Source organism: Salinicola lusitanus (genome assembly GCF_003206045.1).
In the GTDB taxonomy this organism is placed as follows: Bacteria; Pseudomonadota; Gammaproteobacteria; order Pseudomonadales; family Halomonadaceae; genus Salinicola; species Salinicola lusitanus.
In genome coordinates this window covers 1-24700 of record NZ_PZJM01000015.1, presented here as the reverse complement: position 1 = coordinate 24700, position 24700 = coordinate 1, and the positions used below count along the sequence as shown (strand labels likewise).

19 protein-coding genes and 1 riboswitch are annotated in these 24700 nt (G+C 64.4%); of the genes, 6 read left to right on the top strand and 13 right to left on the bottom strand.

Annotated elements, in window-relative coordinates; translation table 11 throughout:
• Nucleotides 1-7 precede the first annotated feature (7 nt).
• Nucleotides 8-736, bottom strand: coding sequence for an SDR family NAD(P)-dependent oxidoreductase (locus tag DOM45_RS18305; protein WP_205909507.1), 729 nt, complete (start codon nt 734-736; stop codon nt 8-10).
• A gap of 134 nt (nt 737-870) precedes the next feature.
• Between DOM45_RS18305 and DOM45_RS18300 the strand changes: the two genes are divergently transcribed.
• Complete coding sequence (locus tag DOM45_RS18300) at nt 871-1791, top strand: LysR family transcriptional regulator (RefSeq protein WP_110602914.1); 921 nt, start codon at nt 871-873, stop codon at nt 1789-1791.
• A gap of 14 nt (nt 1792-1805) precedes the next feature.
• On the opposite strand, the gene DOM45_RS18295 is transcribed toward DOM45_RS18300, so the two are convergent.
• Nucleotides 1806-2684, bottom strand: a complete 879-nt coding sequence (locus tag DOM45_RS18295; protein ID WP_110602912.1) for a LysR family transcriptional regulator — start codon at nt 2682-2684, stop codon at nt 1806-1808.
• A 134-nt stretch (nt 2685-2818) separates the two neighbouring features.
• On the opposite strand from DOM45_RS18295, the gene DOM45_RS18290 reads away from it, so the two are divergent.
• A complete protein-coding gene (locus DOM45_RS18290; RefSeq protein ID WP_110602910.1) occupies nt 2819-3244 on the top strand; it encodes a VOC family protein in 426 nt (141 codons plus the stop codon).
• Nucleotides 3245-3331: 87 nt separating this feature from the next.
• Here the strand turns inward: DOM45_RS18290 and DOM45_RS18285 are convergent, their stop codons facing one another.
• Nucleotides 3332-4597: an MFS transporter gene (locus DOM45_RS18285; RefSeq protein WP_240612464.1), complete on the bottom strand. Its 1266-nt coding sequence runs from the start codon at nt 4595-4597 to the stop codon at nt 3332-3334.
• A 181-nt stretch (nt 4598-4778) separates the two neighbouring features.
• On the opposite strand from DOM45_RS18285, the gene DOM45_RS18280 reads away from it, so the two are divergent.
• The 4 genes from DOM45_RS18280 (at nt 4779) to DOM45_RS18265 (ending at nt 10583) form a co-directional block, all read left to right on the top strand.
• Complete coding sequence (locus DOM45_RS18280; protein WP_110602906.1) at nt 4779-5669, top strand: LysR family transcriptional regulator; 891 nt, start codon at nt 4779-4781, stop codon at nt 5667-5669.
• Nucleotides 5670-5827: 158 nt separating this feature from the next.
• Nucleotides 5828-6970: an anhydro-N-acetylmuramic acid kinase gene (locus DOM45_RS18275; RefSeq protein WP_110602905.1), complete on the top strand. Its 1143-nt coding sequence runs from the start codon at nt 5828-5830 to the stop codon at nt 6968-6970.
• A 67-nt stretch (nt 6971-7037) separates the two neighbouring features.
• Nucleotides 7038-7172: riboswitch (TPP riboswitch) on the top strand.
• 93 nt (nt 7173-7265) lie between these two features.
• Nucleotides 7266-9152 carry a phosphomethylpyrimidine synthase ThiC gene (thiC, locus tag DOM45_RS18270; RefSeq protein ID WP_205909506.1) on the top strand — a complete coding sequence of 629 codons (1887 nt, stop codon included), beginning with the start codon at nt 7266-7268 and terminating at the stop codon, nt 9150-9152.
• Between the two features lie 180 nt (nt 9153-9332).
• On the top strand, nt 9333-10583 hold the full coding sequence (locus DOM45_RS18265; RefSeq protein WP_110602902.1) for a dicarboxylate/amino acid:cation symporter: 1251 nt from the start codon (nt 9333-9335) through the stop codon (nt 10581-10583).
• A 124-nt stretch (nt 10584-10707) separates the two neighbouring features.
• On the opposite strand, the gene DOM45_RS18260 is transcribed toward DOM45_RS18265, so the two are convergent.
• From DOM45_RS18260 to DOM45_RS18215, 10 genes are all read right to left on the bottom strand, one after another.
• Entirely contained in the window at nt 10708-10896 is a 189-nt protein-coding gene (locus DOM45_RS18260) for a CsbD family protein (RefSeq protein WP_110602900.1), read from the bottom strand.
• Between the two features lie 278 nt (nt 10897-11174).
• Entirely contained in the window at nt 11175-11453 is a 279-nt protein-coding gene (locus DOM45_RS18255) for a peptidylprolyl isomerase (protein WP_110602898.1), read from the bottom strand.
• Between the two features lie 84 nt (nt 11454-11537).
• Nucleotides 11538-11855: a glutaredoxin family protein gene (locus tag DOM45_RS18250; RefSeq protein ID WP_205909505.1), complete on the bottom strand. Its 318-nt coding sequence runs from the start codon at nt 11853-11855 to the stop codon at nt 11538-11540.
• 63 nt (nt 11856-11918) lie between these two features.
• Nucleotides 11919-12452 carry an EF-hand domain-containing protein gene (locus DOM45_RS18245; protein ID WP_157958473.1) on the bottom strand — a complete coding sequence of 178 codons (534 nt, stop codon included), beginning with the start codon at nt 12450-12452 and terminating at the stop codon, nt 11919-11921.
• Between the two features lie 116 nt (nt 12453-12568).
• Complete coding sequence (locus DOM45_RS18240; protein WP_240612463.1) at nt 12569-13264, bottom strand: transglutaminase-like cysteine peptidase; 696 nt, start codon at nt 13262-13264, stop codon at nt 12569-12571.
• 37 nt (nt 13265-13301) lie between these two features.
• Nucleotides 13302-15221 (bottom strand): EAL domain-containing protein, encoded by a 1920-nt coding sequence (locus tag DOM45_RS18235; protein WP_110602892.1) that lies wholly within the window; start codon nt 15219-15221, stop codon nt 13302-13304.
• Between the two features lie 13 nt (nt 15222-15234).
• Nucleotides 15235-16587 carry a TolC family outer membrane protein gene (locus tag DOM45_RS18230; protein WP_157958472.1) on the bottom strand — a complete coding sequence of 451 codons (1353 nt, stop codon included), beginning with the start codon at nt 16585-16587 and terminating at the stop codon, nt 15235-15237.
• A 38-nt stretch (nt 16588-16625) separates the two neighbouring features.
• The gene (locus tag DOM45_RS18225; protein WP_110602888.1) at nt 16626-18029 is read right to left on the bottom strand and encodes an HlyD family type I secretion periplasmic adaptor subunit; all 1404 of its coding nucleotides are present in this window, start codon (nt 18027-18029) and stop codon (nt 16626-16628) included.
• The gene (locus DOM45_RS18220; RefSeq protein ID WP_205909504.1) at nt 18013-20235 is read right to left on the bottom strand and encodes a type I secretion system permease/ATPase; all 2223 of its coding nucleotides are present in this window, start codon (nt 20233-20235) and stop codon (nt 18013-18015) included. Before DOM45_RS18220 ends, DOM45_RS18225 begins: the two co-directional genes overlap by 17 nt.
• A 32-nt stretch (nt 20236-20267) precedes the next feature.
• A partial coding sequence (locus DOM45_RS18215) for a VCBS domain-containing protein (RefSeq protein ID WP_157958471.1) occupies nt 20268-24700 on the bottom strand: 4433 nt, incomplete at its 5' end.

The window sequence follows — 24700 nt, the reverse complement described above, 5'->3', positions numbered from 1 at the left end:
GACAGCCTCACCACGGCACGATCTTGCCGAAGCGGTCGAGATACTCGATGCCCGACCGGCCTCTCTTCTCCAGCAGGACATCGACGATCGCCGGCACCGCCTCTGCCATCGTATAGGGCGCGTCATCTCCCCCCAGGTCGGTACGAATCCAGCCCGGCGCCATCACCAGCACTGCCCGTCCGGTAGCGGCGTGACGCGCCGCGAAGCTGCGCATGAACATGTTGAGCGCGGCCTTGCTGCCCCGGTAGAGCTCGCGCATGCCGTTCTCGTTGTTGGCGATGCTGCCCTGCCCGGAAGACATCACGCCGATCAGTCCCGACGTCGGCACCAGAGGCTCGAACTTCTCGATCACGCGCATCGGACTGAGCGCGTTGGTGATCATGATCCGGGTGAACGCTTCGGTGGAGATAGTGCCGATGGCCTGATCGGGGTCCCGGTTGGTGGTCCCGGCATTGACGAACAGCAGATCGATCGACCGCCCCGCCAGGCGTTGGTGCAGCGCGTCGATCTGATCCGGAGCCGTGACGTCGAGGGTCTCGATCTCGACCCGGCCGGGATTGTCGTCCGCCAGGGTGTGCAACGGCGTCTGCTCGGCACCGGCGCGAACCGTGCCGATGACGTCCCACTCGGTTTCCGGTGTCGCGCCTCGCGTCAGCAGCTCCGCGGCGATGGCGTGGCCCAGACCCCGCGAGGCGCCCACGATCAGGGCGGTCAGGCGATTGGCAATTGTCGTCATGGGAAGTGACCTCATGGATGTTGGGTTCATCTCAAGGATGGCGGTCGGCGTGACAATGCACCAGACGCATGACATGCACATGATCATTGCATCAAACGCTAGTCCAGAAGCAGGGTCTCGGTTACCGTGAGTCGATGAACGACATCGATCTGAACCTTCTCATCGCGCTGGATGTGCTGCTGGAAGAGGGCAGCGTGACGGCGGCCGCGAAGCGCTTGAACCTCAGCGCATCGGCGATGAGCCGCACGCTCAAGCGTCTGCGCGAGGCGACGGGAGATCCCCTGCTGGTGCGGGCGGGACGCGGGCTGGTACCTACCCCCCACGCCTCCTCGCTACGCGATCGCGTTCATGAACTGGCGCGGGAGTCGCGCTCGATCCTGCGTCCACGCCCACACGACCTCGATCTCTCGACGCTGGAGCGGACGTTCACCCTGCGCACCAACGCGTCGTTCGTCGAACGCTTTTCGGTGCCGCTGGTGAATGCCATTGCGGAAGCCGCGCCGCGGGTGTGCCTGCGCTTCGTGCCCAAGCCGACCAAAGCGATAGAGCCCCTGCGTGACGGGCAGCTCGACCTCGAGGTCGGGGTCATCGAGACCACCGCGCCGGAGCTGCTGACGCGGGGGCTATTTCAAGACCGCTTCGTCGGCGTCGCGAGCCAGGGCCATGCGTTGCTCGATAGCGCCATCACGCGGGAACGCATTGCCGCGTGTCGGCACGTGATGGCGTCTCCCAGCGGCGAATTCACCGGACCGATGGAACAGGCGTTGAGCGCACTCAGCCTCGACCGGGAATTCGGCGTCATCGTGCCGGGCTTCTCGGATGCCCTGCGGATCGCTCGCCACACTGATCGGATCACGCTGGTACCCCACTCCTGCCTGATGCCGGTGCGACGGCATGAAGATCCCAAGCCCCTGGTGATGTTCGAGCTCCCCACACCGATCGATCCATTCACGATCTCGGCGCTATGGCATCCGCGGCTGGGTGCCGACCCGGCTCATCGCTGGTTCCGGGAACTGGTGATATCGACCTGCCGCGCGGCCTATCGGGAGACTTGAGCTTCCGGCGTCGATCACCCGATCTCCTCGAGGCCGGCTGTCGTCAATGCTGCCTCGATGACCGCCACCAGCGGCGACTGCGTCGGTGAAAGGCGCGAGACCATCACCAGCTCGCGGTAGAACGTCTGTTCCCCCAACGCCACGATCCTCACCGGCGGCGGTTGCCGATGTCGCCACAGCCCGGTCAGCGGAATCAGCGCCACGCCCAGACCGAATTCGACCATTCTGGCGATCGCGTCGATCTCGTCGAGTTCCAGCCGAATCGCCGGACGCAGTCGCCGCCGCTCGAGAAAGCGGACCACTTGACGTCCACCGAAGGAGCCCCGGTCGTAGAGCACCAGCGGATGGGTCTCGAGCAGTGCTTCGACGCTCTCACCATCGCTATCGGCCGGCGCTATCATCACGAAGGGTTCGCGGGCGATCACGCGAGTGTGGAGATCGCCGGGTAGCGCAAAGGGGGGCTGGACGATCATCGCCATGTCCAGGTCGCCCTTGTCGACCTGGTCGAGCAGCGTCAGCGACACCCCTGGCACGATCCGGGTCATGACCCCGGGTGCCGAGACCCCCAACGTTCGCAGCACGTCGGGCAGCAGCCCGCTCTGGACGCTGGCGATGGCGCCGAGGTGCCACTCGCCGGCCAGGTCGTCGCTATCGGCATTGCGAATGCGATCGGCCAGGGCCAGCATCTCCTCGGCCCGGGGCAGCAGTCGGCGTCCGGCAGCGTTGAGCCTGACGGCGCGCCCGGTACGCTCGAACAGCGGCTCGCCGAGGTCGGCCTCGAGATTTCGAATCTGGGTGCTGACGGCGGACTGGGTCAGCCCCACCGCCCCACCGGCGGCGGAGAAGGTCCCGTGGCGCACCACGGCGAGAAAGGTCTTGAGCTCTCTAAGCATGGGATCGATGGCCGCCAGAATACAAATAATTTGATATCAGACAGCAATATTATGCGCTTTCCATCAAATTTAATCGCGTTCAGAATGACTCGACATCAATGCCCCCCAGGCCAACAACCTTCAGGAGAACGCCCATGGCACTGTCCCCCTTCCACCTCGCCATTCCGGTTCACGACCTGCCCGCCGCACGCCAGTTCTACGGCGAGACCTTCGGTCTGAGCGAAGGCCGCTCCAGCGAGCAGTGGGTCGATTTCGACTTCTATGGCCATCAGCTGGTGATTCACGAGCATCCGCCGACGCCGTCCCAGGAGTCCGCGCACACCAACCCGGTCGACGGCCATGACGTGCCGGTGCCCCACTTCGGCATCATCTTGGGCTGGAGCGAGTGGGAAGCCCTGGCAGAGCGCCTGAAGGGCTTCGGCACCCAGTTCGTGATCGAGCCCTACGTGCGCTTCAAGGGTCAGCCCGGCGAACAGGCCACCATGTTCCTGCTCGATCCGTGCGGTAATGCGCTGGAGTTCAAGGCGTTCAAGGATATGGGTCAGCTGTTCGCCAAGTAGTACCGTTTCTCTCGCGTCCCTCGACGTCTTGTGATTGCCGCCGATTTCGATTGGCGGCTTTTTTGTGTCGATGGCGATAACGATCCGCTAAGCGAGCCGCCGGAGATGCAGCGCCCCAATGGCCAGCGCGACCAGTAGCAATACCGCGATGAACAGCGACACCCCGTTCCAGCCGCCCCAGAACCAGAATGCGCCGCCCAGCGTTCCGGCGACGCTGGAGCCGAGGTAGTAGCTGAACAGATAGAGCGACGACGCCTGCCCCTTGGCCTGGCTGGCGCGCTGACCGACCCAGCCGCTGGCCAGCGAGTGGGCGGCGAAGAAACCGAAGGTGAAGATCAGGATGCCGATCAGGATCAGGCTGATCGGTTCGAGCAGCGTGATCGCCAGCCCCACCAGCATCATCACGATGAATAGCCAGAAGATCCGCTGACGCCCCAGGCGGTCGGCCAGTGATCCCGCCCAGGCCGAGCTGTAGGTACCCGAGAGATAGGCGATGGAGAGTAGCCCCACCAGCGTCTGACTGACCTGATAGGGTTCCGCCAGCAGCCGGTAGGCGATGTAGTTGTAGAGGGTGACGAAACCGCCCATCAGCAGGAAAGCTTCGGCAAAGAGCCAGGGCAGCCCCCGATCCCGGAAGTGGACGCTGAAGCCGGAGAAGACGCTGCGCCAGTTGAGCGGACGCGGCGTGAAGTGCCGCGACGGCGGCAGCCAGCGCATGAACAGGATCGCTGCGATCAGCGCCACGATACCGATGATGCCGAGCGTCCAGCGCCACGGCACCCAATCCACCATCACCCCGCTGATCAGGCGTCCGCTCATGCCGCCGATCGAGTTACCACTGATGTAGAGCCCCATCGACAGGCCGACGTAGCGCGGATGGATCTCCTCGTTGAGATAGGTCATCGCCACCGCGCAGAGCCCCGACAAGGACAGCCCCGCCAGCGCGCGCATGATCAGGATCCCCGTCCAGTTCGGCATCACCGCCGCCAGCAGCGTGCAGGCGGATGCCGACAACAGTGCGATCGTCATGATCGGCTTGCGCCCCACCGCATCGGAGATCGGCCCAGTGACCAATAGCCCGATCGCCAGCATGCCGGTAGCCACCGAGAGCGATAGACTGCTGGTGGCGGCGTCGATACCGAAGGCGTCGGAGAGGATCGGCATGATCGGCTGCACGCAGTAGAGCAGCACGAAGGTGGAAAAGGCACCGAGGAAAAGCGCCAGCATGGTGGGCCGATAACCGGCCCGGCCGCGCTCGATGAAAGCATTCTCGACGGCATCCATCTCGCGCTCCAACTGGCGATTCGCCGCCCGTGTCGCGTCATGAATCTCGGATGGTGTGTGGCGGGACAACCCGATTCTCCCGTTCTCGGTCTCGGTCTCGCTCTCGCTCTCGATATCAGAGCCAGAGCCAGAGCCGGGGCTGGGCGATGGCCCTGCCCGGATGGCATGAAGGTAACGCTTGGTAGGTTACGCCGCCTCGATTAAGCTTTCTAATATATTATTCGATACTTTTGAGAGGTTTTACGACTCAATGGAACTGCGCTATCTGCGCTACTTCGTGGCCGTGGCGGAAGAGCTGCATTTCAGCCGCGCCGCGGCCCGGCTGGGCATCTCCCAGCCGCCGCTGAGCCAGCAGATCCGGGCGCTGGAAGCCGAACTCGACACCCGTCTGCTGACGCGCACCAATCGGCGTGTCGAACTGACCGCGGCGGGTCTTCTGTTCCTGGAGGAAGCGCGGGAGATACTGGCTCGCACCGAGCGCGCCTCACGACTGGTCTCCCGCCTCGGGCGCGGCGAAACCGGCCAGCTCAGGATCGGCTTCACCACCTCGGTGCCGCTGACCTCGCTGCTGCCGCGCACGCTGATGCACTATCGCCAACGTTACCCGGATGTCGACCTGCGCATGCATGAGCTCAACAGCCGCCGCCAGATCAAGCCGCTGCTGGAGGGCGACCTGGACATCGGCATCATGCGTCCGGCCACGCTGCCGGAGGGTCTCGACGCCTTTACCTTGATCCGCGAACCCTTGATAGCGGTGGTCAACGACCAGGGCCCGCTCGGCGGCAGCGACGTGCCGCTGACACTCGACGAACTGGCGCTGCATCCGTTCATCTACTTCTCGCCGGCCGCCGGCACCGGCCTGCTGGACCAGTTCAACGCCCTGTTCGCCAAGCGGGGCCTGACGCCACGCCTGGTCCAGGAGGTCGGCGGCCCCAATACCATCATCAGCCTGGTCGCCGGCGGACTCGGCGTCTCGATCCTGCCGGCCTCCTTTCGACACATCCTAATCGACAACGTGCGCTACCGCCCCATCAGTGACGACGATGCCGTCTCGGAAGTCTGGCTGACCCACCTCCGCCACCAGCAGACGCCCCAGACGCAGCACTTCATTCAGCTCGTGCGCGATGCCGTTGCCGACTGAGCCAAGGCGCTCGCCTCCCCCGGCGCTTTGCGCCACCGGCCACAGCCGGTAGAGTCGGCGCCAGAGCCGCCGGCGCCGCGCCGCCCAAGAATCACGTGACCACCAGGCCGCCGCCACACCCTGGTCAGACCCTCTTCATACAGATAGGAGACGCCGACATGCAATCCGGCTGGAGCCTCGGTCTCATGACCGGCACCGTGCTCGATGGCAACATCGATATCGCCATGCTGCGCAGCGATGGCGAGACCATCGACGAGTTCGGCCCCTACGAGCTGGTGCCCTATCCCACCGACATCCGCACCCTGCTCTCGGACACCCTGGCCGCCGCCCGGCAGTGGAACTTCGAGGGTCCCGAACCCGCCATCTTCCGCCACGCCGAGACCGCCCTGACCGAAGCGCAGTCCATCGCCGTCTCGGGATTTCTCGATCGCCATGGCTTCCGCCCCGATCAGCTCGACGCCATCGGCTTTCATGGCCAGACCGTACTGCACCGCGCCCCAGAGGCAGGTCGGCGCGGCGCCACCCGCCAACTGGGCGACGGCGAATTGATGGCACGGATGGTGGGCAGCGACGTGGTCTACGATTTCCGCAGCGCGGACGTGGAGCGCGGCGGCCAGGGAGCGCCGCTGTCGGCGATCTACCATCGGGCACTGCTTAGACGCCTTGGCGCCGGCGCCGAAAGTCTGGTGCTCAACCTCGGCGGGGTCGCCAATCTCTCCTGGTGGGAGGGTCAGCCGTCCGCACAGGGGCGCCTGATCGCCTTCGATGCCGGCCCCGCCAACGCACCGATCGATGACTGGGTGCGCCAGCATACCGGGGCGGCGATGGATCGCGACGGCCTCATCGCCGCCCGCGGGCAGGTGGATGAGCCGCGGCTTCAGGCGCTGCTCGAGCACCCCTATCTCGCCGCGCCCTACCCCAAATCGCTGGATCGCTTCGACTTCCAGGCGGCGATGGCCGCGGGGCTGGATCTGGAAGATGGCGCCGCCACCCTGACCGCGTTCACGGCCTCCGCCGTGGCCAAAGCGATGTCGCTGCTGCCGCAACGGCCGTCGCGCATCGTCGTCTGCGGCGGTGGGCGCAGAAACCCCACGCTGATGCGCGAACTCGCCCATCGCACCGATGCCGAGGTGCAACTCGCCGATGCCGTCGGCTGGCGCGGCGATGCCATCGAAGCGGAGTGTTTCGCCTATCTGGCCCTGCGCTCGCTGCGCGGTCTACCGCTGAGCTTTCCGCTCACCACCGGCGTGGCCGCGCCACAGACTGGCGGCAGGCTGGCGCGGGCCAACGCGCCAGCTTGACCCACCCGCCGTGCTACCCCAGACTGGCCGGGATGTCTGCGTCCGGCCACTCGCTGGGCGCCGTCATCGACGCTTGACGGGGTGCCGGTGGAACCGGCTGAGATCGTCCTGCGCCGCGACTCGCTGGAGCCGCCGCGCCACGACGGATCCCGACGAACCTGATCCGGCTAGTACCGGCGTAGGGATCAAGCGGAGGTCCGCGTCGAACGGTCCCCGATACCGCCCCACCGTGCCTCCCCCCGCCTACGCTGTGCGCCGGCCTGACCTCAACGTCATGCCCGAGGCACAAAGCACCATGAAATCACCTCAGTTTCTCTCCGATACCGCTCGCGTCGACAGCGCCGCCATCGCCCCGCTGCCTGCGTCGACCAAGATCCATGTCGAAGGTTCGCGCCCGGACATCCGCGTCCCGATGCGAGAGATCGCGCTGTCGCCGACAAAGACCAGCCAAGGCTTGGAGCCCAACGAGCCGATAACCGTCTACGATACTTCCGGCCCCTACACCGATCCCGCCGCCGAGATCGATCTGCGCCGTGGCTTGCCCGAACTCAGACGCAGCTGGATCGACGAGCGCGGCGATACCGAACCGCTTACCGGCCCGACCTCCCACTACGGAAAGATCCGCGCGGCCGACCTGCGCCTTGCCAATCTGCGCTTTCAGCTCCAGCGCACGCCGCGGCGTGCCAGACCCGGTGCCAACGTGACCCAGCTCCACTACGCCAGGCAAGGTATCGTCACCCCGGAGATGGAGTTCATCGCCATTCGCGAGAACCAGCGACGACGCCAGGGCGGTGCCGCATCAGGCGATCCGATGCTGGATCACCAGCACCCGGGCGACTCTTTTGGCGCCAATCTGCCGGCGGAGATCACCCCCGAATTCGTGCGCGACGAAGTCGCTCGCGGCCGGGCGATCATCCCCGCCAATATCAATCATCCCGAGAGCGAGCCGATGATCATCGGTCGCAACTTCCTGGTGAAGATCAACGGCAACCTGGGCAACTCGGCGGTCACCTCCTCGATCGAGGAAGAGGTCGACAAGATGACCTGGGGCATCCGCTGGGGGGCCGATACCATCATGGATCTCTCCACCGGGCAGAACATCCACGAAACCCGCGAATGGATCATCCGCAACTCGCCGGTACCGATCGGCACGGTGCCGATCTATCAGGCGCTGGAGAAGGTCGATGGGGTGGCGGAGGATCTGACCTGGGAGATCTTCCGGGATACCTTGATCGAGCAGGCCGAACAGGGGGTGGACTACTTCACCATCCACGCCGGGGTGCGCCTGCACCATGTGCCGATGACCGCCAGGCGCGTCACCGGCATCGTCTCCCGCGGCGGATCGATCATGGCCAAGTGGTGCCTAGCCCACCACCGGGAGAGTTTCCTCTACACCCACTTCGAGGAGATCTGCGAGATCATGAAGGCGTACGACGTCTCGTTCTCGCTGGGTGATGGCCTGCGCCCCGGCTCGATCGCCGACGCCAACGACGAAGCCCAGTTCGCCGAGCTGGAGACCCTGGGCGAGCTGACCCGGATCGCCTGGCGGCACGACGTGCAGGTGATGATCGAAGGCCCCGGCCATGTGCCGATGCAACTGATCAAGGAGAACATGGACAAGCAGCTCGCCTGCTGCGACGAGGCGCCGTTCTACACGCTGGGCCCGCTGACCACCGATATCGCCCCGGGCTACGACCACATCACCTCCGGCATCGGCGCGGCCCAGATCGGCTGGTACGGCTGCGCCATGCTCTGCTACGTCACCCCCAAGGAGCATCTGGGCCTGCCCAACAAGGACGACGTCAAGACCGGCATCATCACCTACAAGATCGCCGCCCACGCCGCCGACCTGGCCAAGGGGCATCCGGGCGCGCAGCGACGCGACAATGCCCTCTCCAAGGCGCGCTTCGAGTTCCGCTGGGAGGATCAGTTCAATCTCGGCCTCGACCCGGACACGGCACGCGCCTTCCACGACGAGACCCTGCCCAAGGACTCGGCCAAGGTGGCACACTTCTGCTCCATGTGCGGGCCGAAGTTCTGCTCGATGAAGATCACCCAGGAGGTGCGCGAGCGATTTGGTGGTGATACCGCCGCTACCGCCCGAGACGAGCGAGAGGCCGGCCTGCGGCAGCAGGCGGCGCGGTTCAAGCAAGAAGGCGGCGAGCTCTACCGCGAAGTGTGACGACGACGCTGCCGTCATGCGCCGCCCGGCGCGTGGCGGTAGCGGACGCCATGGGCGACTTTGGTCGTAACCCGGTTATATGTCATCCCATTTTCGAATGGGCGGATCGCAAAGGGTTCCGGGATGGGTAGAATGCGCGCTTTTGCCCCCGGCAATCTGGCCTGCGCAAGGAGCCCGCGAATGACAGCAGCATCCTCCCGTCCCAATCTGTGGCGACGTATTCCCCTGTGGCAGAAGATCATCGCCGGCCTGGTGCTGGGTGTTCTTGCCGGTGCGGTGATGGGCGAACAGGCCAGCCTGTTCAAGCCCCTCGGCGATATCTTCATCAACGGCATCAAGATGCTGATCGTGCCGCTGGTCTTCTCGACACTGGTGGTCGGCATCACCGGCATGAGGGATCCCCAGAAGATGGGGCGTGTCGGCGCTCGCACGATAGCGCTCTATCTGGTCACCACCGCCTTTGCCATCGTCATCGGCCTGGTTGCGGCAACGATCTTTCAGCCGGGTGCCGGCGCCGATGCCTCGATGAGCGCGCCGCAGCAGGCGGGCGAAGCGCCCTCGCTGGTCGACATCGTGGTCGGCCTGGTGCCGTCGAATCCGCTGCAGGCAATGATCGAGGGCAACATCCTGCAGATCATCGTCTTCGCCATCGGCCTGGGCATCTCGCTGATGCTGATCGGCGAAAAGGGCGAGCCCGTCGTGCGGGTCTTCGAGAGCTTCGCCGAGGCGATGTACAAGCTCACCGCCATCGTCATGGCGTTCGCCCCCTTCGGCGTCTTCGGCCTGATGGCCAACGTCTCCGGACAGTACGGGCTGGATGTGCTGCTGCCACTGGCCAAGGTGATCGGCGTGGTCTATCTCGCCTGCCTCGTTCACGTACTGGTCGTCTACACCGGTCTACTGAGTCTGATCGGTCGCCTCAATCCGGTGCGCTATCTGCAGGGGATCATCGACGCCCTGGTAGTGTCTTTCTCGTCCGCCTCCTCGTCCGGCACCCTGCCGGTCTCGATTCGCTGCGCACAGAAGAACCTGGGCGTTTCGGAAGGCGTCTCCAGCTTCGTGCTGCCGGTAGGCGCGACCATCAACATGGATGGCACCGCGATCTACCAGGGGGTCGCGGCGCTATTCGTGGCGCAGCTGGTCGGGGCCGACCTCTCGATGATGGACTACGGCATGATCGTGCTCACCGGCACGCTGGCCTCCATCGGGACGGCTGGCGTGCCCGGGGCCGGATTGATCATGCTCTCGATCGTGCTGGCGCAGATCGGCCTGCCGCTGGAGGCGATCGGGGTCGTCGCGGGTGTGGACAGAATCCTCGACATGGCACGGACCAGTGTCAACGTGGCCGGCGACCTGATGGTCACGACCCTGGTCGGCAAAAGCGAAAAAGAGCTGGACCTGGAAGTGTACAACCGGCGGGGCAAGGCCTGAGCGACAGCCTCTGCCATCCTCTCCAAACGACAGCGGCCCCGTTTTCCAACGGGGCCGCTGCGTGAAGAGTCCTAGCGGGGCACTCAACGCCCGATAGACTCGGTGTACCGAGATTCAGTGTTGACTAGTGGCGTGGTTTGGTGGCGTCCTTCAGATTGCCTTTGGCGGACTTGGCGTCCCCTTTGGCCTGCTGGGCTTTGCCCTTACCTTCGAGTTCGCGATCCTTGGTCATCTTGCCAGCAGCTTCCTTCACCTTGCCGGCTGCCTTGTCGACCTTGCCTTCCGTCTTGTCCGACTTCGAATGCGTCGTCATGGGAGCTACCTCGTTATCCGTGGATATCCTTATCCGCCCGCCGTCGTTTTCGATGCGAAGAGATCGGGAACGGCGAACGTGACTTCAGAGTAGTTCGTCGCAGGGAAGTGGAAACGGGAGATTGGTAAAGATTTGTTCTTACCGAGAGGACTTGCGGCGAAAGGCGATCATGCCGGGAGGATCGGTGCGGGAGCGCGGAAATGGAGACGAAAGAGCGCCATGGAGCGGCGAGAGCCGCCCGGCAACAGGCGGCTCGCTGGAAAACCGGGCGAAAGCGATCAGGTGCGCGAGGTCACTTCCAGCAGGTGATAGCCAAACTGGGTCTTGACCGGTCCGTGGACTTCGTTGACCGCGCCATTGAAGACGACCTCATCGAACTCCTTGACCATCTGGCCACGCCCGAAGGTGCCGAGTTCACCACCCTGACGACCGGAGGGGCAGGTGGAGTGCTGGCGGGCCACTTCGGCAAAGTCGCTGCCGGCTTCGATCTGCTGCTTGAGTTCGAGACACTGCTGTTCGCTGTCGACGAGAATATGGCGGGCGCTGGCCTGTGCCATGACATCACTCCTGAATCTTGATCAATGGGAACCGGCATTCTACGAAAACACGCCACCCGGCGTCACCGCCGTTTTCCGTCTGGATCAACGCGTCTCGAACCGATCCGCAAGGTAGCGATTGATATCGACGGACTCATACATCCACTCGACTTCGCCATTTTCCTGCTCGATGCGCAGGCACGGCACCATGGTGCGGCCTCCGCCCGCCATAAGCTCCTGGCGGCGCTCCGGATCCCGCTGGATGTCGCGCAGTTCGATGGGCAGCGCCAGACGCTGGATCTGATGGCGCACGCGCTGGCAGAACGGGCAGCTCATGAAGTGATAGAGCGCCAAGTCCCGGCAGGCGCGGTCGACGGCAGCCTGAGCTTCGGCGGAGCGCTCGATGGGGGTCGTTGAGAACATGGTCTTGAACCACCTCCTGATTCGGTCATACATGAGATTTGACGCCACCTTCCCGTCTGTCGTTCAGTTGACCGGTGCCGCTGCGTCCTCGCTGTCAGACGTGGTCGCTTCGCTGGCGGCGTGGTCGATCGCGGCGGCTTCCTGATCGTCGATCAGTACCGGAATCACCAGCGGCGCATCGGTCGGTACCGTCATGCTCGCGGGTGGCGCCGTCTCGATCGGCGCGGGTACGTAGCGCTGGGCCGGTGGCTCGGGAGGCAGCAGGAAGTCGCTGGAGACCAGCGGCTGCATCGGTTCGGCGTCACCAGGAAGCCGCAGGGTCGCCTGGATCAGCGGCGACGCGAACTGATCCCGGAACTCCTGGCGTGAAATTGCGCCATTCCCATCCGCATCCAGGGTGTGCCAGTCGCCACCCAGCCCCAGTCGTTCGACATCCAGTGGCAGCAACGAACCATCTCCATCGCTATCGACGGTATCGAAGACATTGTCGGCACTGATCTGACTGAGCCCCTGGGCCGTCGGCCGGTCGACGACGACGTCGTGATTCGTCGTGTTCGAGGCGCAAGCCGCCAGCCATAGCATCATGGGTATCGACACGAGCCATGCCTGCGGTCGCACTGCGGTTCTCGCATTCACCCACGGGTTGAGATTCGTCGCCTTTGCCTTCATCCGTTCGTCTCCCTCGAAATTCACACCCGATACCGACGATGGCATCATCGCCGCGGGTTCCGCAGCGTGCCGTCATCCAGCCGCTGCTGCCAGTTCTGCCACAGACTCAGCCGGCTGGATTCACCGACTTCACGCCCGCCTCCACCCAGTTTGCTGATCCAGAGATGGCTGCCGTTGAAGCTGTAGATCGGCAGCAGGTCGTTTCGATGGGAAGCCGGCTCGATCCGCTTGTCGATGTTGTCCAGCACCACCGGTGGCGTCGTCGCATCCGGTGCCCAGGTCACGACCATATGGAACTGGTCGTAGGGAATGTACTTGACGTAGTGCAGGCGCAATTGATTGTCCGGCACGCCGAGCTCGCGCAGCGTCAGGTACTTGGCCATGGCGAAATCTTCGCAATCCCCCGCGCCGACCCCGAGAAACTCGAAGGGCGTGGCCCAGTAATCCTCCACGTGCCAGACCTCGATATCGTCGACGAAGCGCAACTGGTTGAAGAAGTCGTTGACCCCGGCCAGTTGCATGTTTACCGAGCGGCCCTGAAGCCGATCGATAAGCACCTGCCACTGCTGGATGCGCTGCCATCCCGCCTGGCCATAGATCGAGACCACCTCCTGTCGCGGCGGCAGCTTCGGCAGGGCCTGGGCCACGGGCCCGAACTGGAACATGCCCAGCAGGCAAAGCAGACCCAGCAGCGGCATCACCCAGTGGCCGATGCCCCCTCGAACGACGCTCGTCACCATCGGCTCAGGTCCGGCCGGCCAATCGATGCCCCCGGTGTCACTTCAATGCCAACGGGGAGATCGGGGCCAGATAGCCCTGATAACCATCGGCGCCGACCGCCTCCACCCGTTGCCGCTGCTCGTCCGACTCGACCCGCGTCACGATCACTTGCGACTCGACCTGATGAGCCGCCATGCAGAGGCTTCTCAGGAACTCGGTATCCACCTCTTCGCGGACGAAGAAGCCCTGGTCGATCTTGACGTAGTCGGGACGCAGCCTGGCCAGATAGGCCATCGCCTGAAGGTTTCTCGCGAAGCGGTCGACACCGCAGCGGGCGCCGAGGCGATGCGCGCTGCGAAACAACTGCTGCACGACATCGAGATGATCGAGCGCGATCTCCTCGCTGACCTCCAGATCGAGCCGCTCGGTGACGCGCGGATGAGACTCGAGCCAGCCGATCAACTCGCGGTAACGCGCCGGTTCCGCCAGCGAGTCCGCCGTCAGATTGATGGCCAGCCTGCCCTCGAAGCGCGCCACGTTCTCTCCCAGGCTCTCCAGGACCGCGCGATCGAGCTTCGCCCCCAACTGAAAATGGTTGATGACAGGGAGGAAGGTATAAGCCGGATGCTGCGTGCCCTCTTCGTCGAGACGCACGAACACCTCACGGTGCAACTCGCTGCCGTCGATCCGCAATACCGGCTGTGCGACGAAGCTGAGACTGCGCGTCTCCAGCGCCCGATCGATGACCTGGCGCCACTCCTGCCGTCCCCGCGCCGCCAAGGTATTTTCAGGACGCACCACGACCCAGCGCTGGCGCAGTTCGATCGCCTCGCGCAGTGCGCTATCCGCCCTGGCCAGCACGCCTTCGCGAGTCATGCCTGGCTCTTTCAACACCAGGCCGGCCCGCGTATGTTCGAAACGGGTCTCGACCAGTGGATTGGCATCGACGACATCGTCGAGACGGTCCAGGGTATCCTTGAGCCATCGCTCCCGCGTCTCGTCGTCGCAATCCGGGAGAATCAACGCGAACTCCTCGGCGGAGAGCCGGGCAGCCAGAACGGCACGGCCCTCCAGTTGCGCCCCCTTGAGATGACTGCCCAGGCTGCGGATCGCCTGGTCCCGAGCCTCGAAACCGTCACGCCGGTAGAGCTCCTGCAGATGATCGATGCGCAGAATCGCCAGAGCGCCTCCCACCGGCGCCGCCAGCCACTCGTCGAGCGCCCGCGCCAGATAGGCCCGGTTGCCCAATTGCGATACCGCGTCCTGCTCGGTCAGGCGCTGCAGACGGACGACCTGCTCCGCCTGCTGTTCGAACTGCTGGTTGAGTCTGGCGCCCAGCCGATTCACCGACTCGGTAATCCCCTGAAGTTCGCGGATACGGCTGGGTTCCAGCGCTTCGTCGAAACCGTCGATCTGCATGTCGGAGATGCGCCGCGAGAGGCGATTGAGCGGGCCCAGCAGCCGTTTGATACCGATCACGCAGAGCACCACCACTACCAGCATGCCGATCGCCAGCCAGGTCAGTAGCTGCAGCGCCAGGTACCAGAGCTGATCGTAGGCGCCAGCTCGTTCCGACTCGACCCGGATGCTGCCGAGCGCCGACCAGCCGCCACTGATCTCGCGCTCGCTGACCGCATCGGGCAGCACCACCAGACGCTGGAACCATTGGGGCGTGTCGCTATCGCGCCGCGAGTCGATCACCAAAGGCTCTTCCCTTCCCACGGCTTCGAGACGGAGCCGGCGCACCGATCCCCCATCGGCCGCCGCTCGCATGAGTGTTTCGGCACTGGTCCAGTCGCCGATCTCGACGAATGGCACCAGGGACAGGCTCAACGCCTGGGCGAGATTGTCGACGTCGGCTTGCTGGCGCTCGGCCAGCGACGCTCGGGTCTGGTGCACTTCGATCGCGAAGATACCGGCCGAGAACAGGAACAGCAGGCCGACCATGATGGCGATCGAACGTCGAAACAGGCTCATGGAGCTCTCCTCGTCAGCCCCTTGGGCGGTCGTTGTCAGGGTTCACCCCGGGGTAACGATCACCGGCGTCCCCGATCATGGCAGTGTCCACCTGGAGCGTGTCCAGCAGTTGCCCGGTCGCGGAAAGCAATCGGTAATTGGCCTGACGTAGCGCGAACGTCGCCTGGACCTGGGCCTGCTGGGCATCATAGAGCTCGGTCTCGCTGTCGAGCATGTCGAGCAGCGTGCGGCGACCGATGTCGAACTGCTTGCGATAGTTGACGCGGGTCTGTTCGCTGGCCTCGACATGACGTTGCAGGAACGGCAACTGGCTGGTGACGTAGTCGCGCGCATTCCAGGCCAGCCGCAGCTCGTCGCGGATCTCGCGCAGGGAGCGATCGCTGTCATAGCGCACCGCACGCAGCGACTCCTCCCGGGAGCGCATCTCGGCGACGTCGATACCGCCGCGATAGAGATTCCAAGACATCACCAGGTCGGCACTCCAGTCATCCGCGTCACTGCCTTCGTAATCGTAATCGCGGCTGGCCTGTCGGCTCGCCTCGGCGCGGAAGGTGGGCAGGAAATTGCCACGTTCGGCGGCGACCTCGTGCTGGGCAGCGGCGATCGAATGGGAAGCGGAAATGACCAGCGGATTGTTGGCCGTGGCCATGGCCATGGCGGCGTCGAAATCGCCGGGCACGCCGTGCATGTCGACATCCTCCGGCAAGGTCAGGTTCTTGGGCGATTCGCCGACATAGCGGATGAAGGCGGAAACGGCGTCGTCCAGGTTGTTGCGCGCGGCGATCAGACTTGCCTGGGCCTGGGCAAGGCGGCCCTCGACCTGACTGGTATCGGTAGCCGTGCCGGCCCCCAACTCCTCACGGCGCCGGATATCGGCCGCGATGCGCTGGTGAGTGTCGACGTTGCGTTGCGCCAGCTCCAGCAGGCGCTGCGACCGCAACACGTCGAGATAGCTCTGAACCGTGACCAGGCCTACCTGATTGGCCGCCGCCGCGACCTGCCAGCGCTGGTAGTCGCTCTCGGCATCCGCCTGGCGGATGCGCTCGATCGTGGTGTTACCGTCCCAGATCAGCTGCGACAGGGTGAGATAGGCGCGCCGGTAGCTGTGGGGGTCGCTGGACTGCGAGATGCCGTCGGTCTCGCTCTCGTTCTCGCCATAGCCGACGCGCGCTTCCAGATCGACGGAGGGAAGGTAGGCGCCACGCTGCGCCCTGGCATCCTCCAGGTTCTGCTGATAGCGCGCCATCTCGGTGCGCGTACTGGGATATTCCATGACAGCCTGGGTCACGGCCTCGGTCAAGGTTTGCGCCTGAGCGCTGCCGGCTAATGTCGCGATACCGGCGGACAGAACCCATCTCTTCATCATCACGCTTGTCTCACCCCGTTTCTTGTCTCGCAGCGCACTCATCGTTCACGCATCGCGCCCTGCTGCGCCCGAAGTATCGGTTTCAGCAGGTACTGCAAAATGGTCTGCTCGCCGGTAATGATGTCTACCGTAGCCTGCATGCCTGGAATGATCGCCAGGTCGTCGACGTTCTTGCCCAGATGATTGCTATCGGTGCGCACCGTCACCTCATAGAACGTATTGCCCTTTTCATCCTCTTCGGTGTCGGGGCTGATTCGCATGACCTGCCCCTTCATGCCGCCGTAGATGGTGAAGTCATAGGCCGAGAACTTGACCGTGGCTGGCTGGCCGGCACGAATGAAGCCCACATCCCGCGGCGAGATCTTCGCCTGGACCAGCAGTTGGTCCTCGATCGGCACGATCTCCATCAGGCTGGCACCGGGATCGACCACGCCGCCGATGGTATTGACGTTGATCGACTGCACGCTGCCTCGAACCGGCGACGTGATCAGAGTGCGATCGACCCGATCCTGAAGACTGACGCGGCCCTGCTGGAGACTGTCGAGCTTGTTTCGCGCTTCGGTCAGGGCGTCGGCGCTTCGCGAACGGAACTGCGCGGCAACGTCCCGCCGCTTGCTGATCGCTTCCTGCAACTCCGACTGCTTGGCCGGGATCGACAGTTGCGCGGACTCCAGCTCACCGCGCTGGTCGTTGACCTGACGCTGCAGATTGAGCAGATCGACCTGGGAGACGATGCCCTCCTTCACCAGCGGCGCGGTAATACCCAACTGCTGGCGTGACAGTTGATAGCTGCGCGACAGCGAATCCGCCTTGGCCCGCAACTCCTGAAGTTCCTGCTGACGCTGCTGAATCTGCGCGGCTGCCTGATCGAGCTGGGAACGCAGGCCGTTGATCCGCTCGCTGTAGGCGCTGGAGGCGGCGCTGTAGATATCCTGATTGGTGACCTCGAACTCATCGCTCAGCGGAATCTTCTGGGCCGACACGCTGACCTGATCCCGCCACTCCGGGGCGTCGGGCGATACCGTGACCGAGGCAAGTTCCGCCTGGTACTGCGCCACGGAGGCCTGCAAGCCGGCCAGGGTCGAGTTGCGTTCCGCCAGGTCGGAGGTCGCTCGCGTCGGATCGATCCGCGCCAGCGGCTGGCCGGCGTCGACCACGTCGCCTTCGTCGACGTAGATCTCGCGGACGATGCCGCCTTCCAGGTTCTGGATCGTCTGTAGCCGGGAAGAGGGAACCACCTGCCCGGCGCCACGCGTCACCACCTCGATGCTCGACAGCCCTGCCCACACCAGGAACGCGATGAGCGCGGCCAACAGCACCCAGATGATGATGCGCGATCGCCACGGCGTCGCCAGCAGTGTGGCGGCGCTGGCATCGTCGGCCAGCTCGAGCTCGCGCGCGCTTGGCCGAGGCCACTTGACGACATTATCCGCGCTGGCCATGGCGCACCTCCTGCTGGCCGTCGGCCTGGGGCATTGCGGAGTTCGTTTCCGCGGGGGCCTGGACGCGACCCTCGTTGAGCGCCTTGAGAACGGTAGGCTTGGGCCCATCGGCGATCACCCGACCGGAATCCAGCACGATGATCCGATCGGCCACTTCCAGCATCGAACTCTTGTGCGTCACCAGCACCAGGGTCTGGCTTCGCGGCAGGTCACGCAACGTGCGGCGCAGCATTGCCTCCGCGCGGTTATCCATGTGCGAGCCGGGCTCGTCCAGCAGCAGCAGGGAGGGATTGGTCAGAATCGCTCGCGCCAGCAGCACCGTCTGGCGCTGTCCGCTGGAAAGCAGTCGTCCTCCCTCGCCGATCTGGCGATCCAGGCCATCGGGATCGCGTCGGGTGAACTCGCCCACCCCAGCGATATCCGCCGCGCGCTGGACCGCCTCGTCACTGGCGTAGGGGTGGCCGAGGATGATGTTGTCGCGAACCGAGCCGAAGAACAGCGAGCTGTCCTGGCCGGCGAACCCGATATGCCGGCGCACGTCTGCGGGATGGATCTGGTTGATATCGAGCCCGTCGATTCGCACGCTGCCCGCGGTCGAACGATAGAGACCGCTCATCAGCCGCTCGACGGTGCTCTTGCCGGCGCCCATGCGGCCGATGATCGCCACCCGCTCTCCCGGTTCGATGGTGAACGAGACGTCGGTCAGCACTTCCGGGGACTGCTCGCCGTAACGAAAACCGACGTGATCGAACTCGATGCGCATGTTGAGCTTGTCGCGATGGACGTAGTTCTTGGCCTCGTCGACCTCGTCGGGCAGGTGCATGATCTGGTCGATCGCCGCCATCGCACTGCGGGTCTGACCGAACCGCGTGATCAGCAGCGCCATCTGCGCCAACGGCTGCAGGGCACGGCCGGTCAGCATCACGGCCGCGATCAGCCCACCCATCGACAGTTCGGCGTTGCCGATCAGGTAGACCCCGAGCACCACCAGACACACCGTGGAGAGCTGATTGACCGACATGGTCAGCGACGAGACCGAGGTCGAGAGATTACGGCTCTTGACGCCCCACTTGGCAATCTCCCCGACGGCCCGCTCGTAGCGGCGTTGGGTCTCGCCCTGGGCATTGGCGAGCTTGATGCTCTCCAGTCCGGCCACGCTCTCCACCAGCCGTGCGTGCTTTTCCGTCGCCAGGCGCGAACCCAGCTCGATCGAGCGCTTCAGCGGCCACTGGATGATGATGCTGTAGCCGATCAGGATCAGTAGCGCGACGATGGGCACCCACACCAGCGCACCGCCAACGATCCATACCACCAGCAGAAACAGAATCGCGAACGGCAGATCGACCAGGGTGGTCATGGTCATCGAGGTAAAGAAATCGCGGACGGAATCGAACTCCTGCAGATGCTTGACGAAGGCGCCCACCGATACCGGGCGCGCCTCCATCCTCAGATTCATCACCTTGGCGAAGATCTTGGCCGACAGCAGTACCTCCGACTTCTTGCCCGCCGTATCGAGAAACCACGACCGGACTTGGCGCATCAGCAGGTCGAAACCGACCACGATCGCCATGCCCGTCGCCAGCACCCAGAGCGTATCGAACGCCAGGTTCGGCACCACCTTGTCGTAGACGTTCATGGTGAACAGCGGTGCCGCCAGGGCGAACAGGTTGATCAGTAGCGAGGCGATCAGAACGTCGCGATAGATCGGTGTCGAGAGCTTGAGCGTCGACCAGAACCAGTGCCCTTCGGCGAGCTTCACCGTCTCCGGCGCGCGCGCATCGAAACGATGTTCCCGACGAGCGTAGATCACCTGGCCGGTGGCCTGTTCGATCAGCGACGCCATGTCGACGGTCTGGGTGCCGTCCGCTTCCGGCAGGTAGACCGTCGCCTGCTGGCGCTGGGCATCGCGCGCCAGCATCACCACGGCACGCCGCCCCTGCAGGATCACGATGCACGGCAACAGGATATCGGCCACGCGATCGGCGCGCTGACTCACCAGCTTGGCCGAGAGCCCCGCTTTCTGAGCCGCTCGCGGGACCAGCGACAGCGTCAGCCTGCCGTCGTCCAGCGGCAAGCCGTCACTGATCACATCGGCCGATTTCGGCGTGCCGTGATGGCGGGAGAGAAAGACCAGCGCACCCAGTAGCGGGTCGATCTCCTTCTCCCCGGCCGGATCCGGGCGAAGCGGTGTCGGTTCATCAACCAAACCAGTGGTCTCCTGTCATTCGGCGGCCATCCTCAGCCGTCGAGATTCGTCTTGAGGTTGCCGTGATCCAGCAGCGACTTGATGATTTCGGTATCCGAGCCGCCGAGCGTTGTCATGTCGACGTTACTGAAGACGATCTTCTGCGTCACGGCACCCTCCGGACCACCTGTCTTGATCTCCAGCGTCGAGCCGCCGCTGGTGGCGGTGCCCGGCGCACCGCTGGCCTCGCCCTTGACGAAGTGCAGCTGCTGAGCCGCCAATGAGGCCAGGTCGGCGTTGGAAAGACTCGAGTTACCGATGTCGAGCATATCGGAGAGGTCGAGCCGATCACCGCCGTCACCGCCCTTGAAGTCGGTGATGCGATCGACCGCCGGGGCGCTCGGGGCGCCCTGATCGCCGCGCATCCAGGCAAAGGTATCGCTGCCGTCACCGCCCGTCAGAATATCGTTACCCTTGCCACCTTCGAGACGGTCGGCGCCAGCGCCGCCATCGAGCGTGTCGTTGCCGGCGCCGCCGGTCAAGATGTCGCGACCGGCACCGCCGCTGAGGATATCGTTGCCCTCGCCCCCGCGCAGGATGTCGTCACCGTCGCCTCCGGTGAGGATGTCATTGCCCTTGCCGCCGATCAGCACGTCGTCGCCCTTGCCCCCAATGAGCGTCGTGCCGCTGTCGTTGGCCATCAGGGTGTCGTCGCCGTCGCTGCCGGTCAATGTCTGCCCGCGCTGGTAGTCGACGGTTACCGACGCCGTGTCGGTGCTCCCCTGACTATCGGTGAGGGTGTAGTCGGTTCTCAGCGTAGAGGTCGTGTCGGCGGCGTTGGCGTAGCCGATCTTCATCGACAGGTCGTAGGTCTCCGGGCCATAGCCGTCGAAGAGCCCGGTGCCGCTGTCCTTCACGTTCATGACCGCAACGGTGTAGCTCTTGTCCCCGCTGCTCGAGTTGGTGAAGGTGCCACCGTTGGGCAGCGCGGTGAAGCCATTATCCCCAGCGCCCTTGTAGGCCAGCGCCACACTGCCCGCGACGCCGGTCGCCAGGGTCAGGGATTCGCCGGCACGCAGGGTCAGCGTCATGAGATCGTTGGCACTGCTCCCGAATCCGAACAACAAACTCCCACCCGCCAGAGTTCCACGCACCACGGTCGCCGCGGTGTTGGCCGCCTGGGCGGCGGTAGAGAAGCTGCTGCGATCGAGAGTGAAGCTGTCGACGCTGCGCTTGTCCTGGGTCTGTACGCTGGCTGCGGTGAAATCGGATGCACGATCCTTCCAGCCAGTGGTCAGCGTCAGCCCGTTGGTGGTCACCGTGCTACCCGCCGCAATGGCGTCATTGGCGAGCAGCACGTCGGCGCCAACGCTCAGACTCGGACTCAGGACATTGGTGATGATGTGGTCGTCATGCGCCGAGGTGACGCCATTCTTGACGTTGATGTTCATCACCCCGCTGGCGGTGTCACCGTCGGCGTCGCTCAAGGTGTAGCGAATGGCGTCGGTGCCAAAGCTGCCCAGCTTGGCCGTGTAGCGGTAGCTGCCGTCGTCCATGTCCATGACTAGCTTGCCGCCCAGCTCCGTGGTGATGCCAAGCTGGTGCGAGTTGCCGTCATAGGTGTAGGTGGCTCCGCTCGACGAGGCAGAGACAGTGCCGCTGCTCTTGTCGAAGGTGTAGGTCACGCCGTCGACCACCAGGCTCTTGATGTAGCCGCCATCCCCGCCGAGTGACGACAACCCATGCGCGCTACCGCTCAACAGGCCATCCTGCAGCAGCGGCATCTGCACCGTGCCGCTCACGACACTGGAGAGCGTATCGAGATTGGTGATGACCACCGCATCGGTGTTATCGCCGGTGCGGCCATCGTAGGCTACCGGGTTGAGATAGGTCTGACTCACGTCACCACCGATCCCCAGTGCCAGCGAGTCGATCGCATTCTTGCCGAGAAACGCCTTCCAGGCCGCCTCTTCGCTGGCATCGATACCGTCGCCCCGGTTGACGTCCACGGTATTGCCCGGGTTGGCCTGCGATGCCGTCGGGTAGGCGCTCGACAAGGTGGGCTCACCATCGGAGAAGAAGTACGAGACGTTCTGCACGTCACCGGTCAGCTTGCCGCTGCCGTTCCAGGCAGTCTGGGCATTGCTCAGCGCGTAGTCATAGTTGGTGCCGCCATTGGCCTGCAGGGCATCCACCGCCTTGAGTGCATCGGAGACCGTCATCCACTGCTTGGGTGAGCTATCGAGCTGATCCGAGAACGGCGCCAGCGCCACCTTGACGTTCCCGATGTCGTCGTACTTCGTCAACATCTCCTTGATCGACTGCTGCAGCACCTGGAGACGCGTCTGCTCGACGCCACCAACGGTCACCTTGTCGTTCATGCTGGCAGAGGTATCAACGATCAGGAGTACATTGGTGTTGATTGCCCCCTGCACGAAGCTGATCGACTGGGACTGGGTAACCGGCGAGTCGTCTTCGACGGTGATGGCGATGCTGGTATTGGCACTCAGGCTGCCATCGCTGACCTTGACCCCGAGGTTGAAACCGAGGGTGTCCTCGCCCTTGCCGGGGTGGTCCACGCCAGCCTTCAGGATAACCTGATACTGGCCATTGGCATCGATGGTGGCGCGAATCACCTCCTTGCCACCGGCCGATCCGATCAGCGTGCCGCCGTCGCTGCCGCTCCAGGTGATTGCCGCACCACCCGAGCTCAGCACCGTGGTCGGCGCCGTCAGCGTATAAGTCAACTTGTCGCCATCGACATCGGTGGCAATCACGCGGCCGCTGGCGGTCGCGGAATCCGTGGTATCGGACGTCCCCAGCGTATCCGGCGCGCCGCCCGGCAGCCCCTCCTCCGAGACGGTGGCGCTGTAGCCCTGGGCTGCGACCAGCGGCGCATCGTTGACCGCATGCACGGTGACCGGAATCGCCACGCTGGTCGTCGCGCTGTCGCCGTTGCTGCCCTCGGTCGAGGTGACCGCGGCGGTCAGGTTGATCGTACCGTTGTAGTTGGCGGCCGGCTTGAGCGTCAGCGTGTTGAGATTCCAACCGCTTAGATCGACGCTGGTTTGCCCGCTGCTGCCGACGACGGTGTGACTGCCATCGCTCAGGGTGGCACCTGCCGGAATACCGCTCAACCTGACGCTGCCGAGCGTCTCCGAACCGTCGGTATCGGTCAGTGCCGCGGCGATCTTGGACAGATGGATTACCGAGTCCTCATCGCCTTCGTTCATGGCGTAGAGCTGATAGTAGCCGTTGCCATTACCGTCGCCGCCAAGCAGCCCGGAGTGGTTGACGTTGGCGGCGTCGAGCGCGCTGACATCCTGCATCAGCACGTAGTTGCCAGTGTTGAGCGGGACTGCGGTGCCACCGTTGACGCCGACATTGAGGCTGTAGTTGCCCGCGCCCGCCTGGTTGTGATGATAGAGGTCCAGCGTGTAGTAGCCGCTCACGCTCGGCTTGAACGAGCCTGAGTAGGCACCGGCGGAGCCACCCCAGGTGGCCTGAGCAACCACATTGCCGCCGACCAGCAGACGGATGCTGTCATCGCCGACCCCGCTGAAGGCGTAGGTCTTGCCCGCCTCCAGATACATCAGGCCAGAGAGGTGCGTCCCGGTGCCAGCGGCCACGTTGCTATTGACGGCATTGGTGGTATTGCCGCTGCTCGCCGGCGTGCCGGCAGCGTCGATCGTCGACTGAAGTGTTGCAGGATTGACGCCATTGCCGTCGGTACCCAGCGACAGATTGGCAAAGGTCTCCTTGAGCAACCCGCTGCCGTTGGCGCTATTGCCGCTCAGCGTCAGCGAGGGCGCATCCGCCACCGCCGTGACATTGATCGAGGCTGTCGCCGGCGTCGCATCCTTGCCCCCCTGATTGTCGGTCGCCGTGTACTTGAGCGAAGTGGTACCCGACCAGTTGCCATCAGGCTTGAAGTAGACCGTCGCCCCATTGTTGCTAGCCGCGACGTTGGCGCCGGCATTCAGAAGCTGGGTGCCTGCCGCATCGCTGTAGAACTTGCCGTTGGCCCCCAGGGCGGTGATCTGGAAGCTTGCGATCGAACCATCCACATCCGTACCCGACAGGTTGACCGCGATGAGTGGTGACGGGTCTTCGGTGCCGGTGACACTGACATCCCGCGCCTCTGGCAGCTCGTTGGTACCCACGATGGTCACCGAGATCGTCTTCGCCGTGCCATCGAGAGTGGTCACGGTGAAGTTCTCGACCTTGCTCTCACCCGCTTTCAGATACTGCACGGCGCTATTGGCAACGCTGTAGCTCCAGTTGCCCCCGGCGGTAATGGCGAGACTACCCAGCGTGCCGGCGGCAGCGCTGGCATTGCCTGGCACGAAGGCACTCTGGGCATAGTCAGCGTCGGTGACGGTCAAGGCACCGTTGGTCGTCAGGTTACCCGAGACATTGACGTTGCTGTCCTCGATCACCGAGCCGGTGTCGGCACCCGTGATGACCGGTACGTCGTTGGTGCCGG